This is a genomic window from Nocardia uniformis NBRC 13702, assembly GCF_001613345.1.
Lineage (GTDB): Bacteria > Actinomycetota > Actinomycetes > Mycobacteriales > Mycobacteriaceae > Nocardia > Nocardia uniformis.
Genome location: NZ_BDCE01000144.1, coordinates 1 through 676, shown reverse-complemented (window position 1 = coordinate 676; position 676 = coordinate 1). Strand labels below are relative to the sequence as shown.

The window sequence follows — 676 nt, the reverse complement described above, 5'->3', positions numbered from 1 at the left end:
CTATTTCAGCAGCACCGGCAGGCGGTCGTGCCCATTGGCGATAAAGCCGGGTACCGAGCCCAACTCGTCGGAAGAAACGGCCAGTTTCATCTGTGGAAACCGCTGGAAGAGCGAGGGAAGAGCCACCTGCGCCTCCAGCCGGGCCAGCGGCGCACCCGGACAGCGGTGGGGGCCATACCCGAACGCCATGTGGTCCTTGTTCGTCCGTGTGGGATCGAAACTGCCCGCGCTGTCGCCGTAGATCTCGGGGTCTCGGTTGGCACCGGCGGGGCAGGACAGTATCGGATCACCCGCGGCGATCGCCACGTCGCCGAGCGTGAAATCGTGCACCGCGTAGCGCAGCGGGGCGTGCGCGATCGATGGCTCGAATCGCAGCACTTCCTCGATCACATCTGCCCAGGGCAGACTGCCGTCGAGTGCGGCGGCCCGCTGGTCCGGGTTGGTGAGCAACAGGTAGATCGACTGGTCGATAGGTCCACCGTCGTCTCGTGTCCAGCGTTGACCGTCAGATACAGCGTCCCGACGAGTTCCTCGAGGCTGAAATCCTTTGCGGGATCGTCGACGTGGGAGATGAGTGTGCTGGTCATATCGTCAGCGGGATTCCCCCGGCGGTACTCGACGAGGTGTTGCAGCAGCCCGATCATCTCCTCGTAGTTGGCGACGGCTTCCGCTTCGC

The 676-nt window shown here is 64.2% G+C and carries 2 protein-coding genes; one reads left to right on the top strand and one right to left on the bottom strand.

All coding sequences use genetic code 11. From position 1 onward, the window contains the following. Positions 1–450 (bottom strand): cytochrome P450, encoded by a 450-nt coding sequence (locus NU1_RS39890; RefSeq protein WP_067529739.1) that lies wholly within the window; start codon positions 448–450, stop codon positions 1–3. Between the two features lie 38 nt (positions 451–488). Here NU1_RS39890 and NU1_RS39885 point away from each other — a divergent pair. Continuing rightward, positions 489–676 (top strand): hypothetical protein (locus tag NU1_RS39885; protein ID WP_157553685.1); only part of this gene is annotated, 188 nt, incomplete at its 3' end.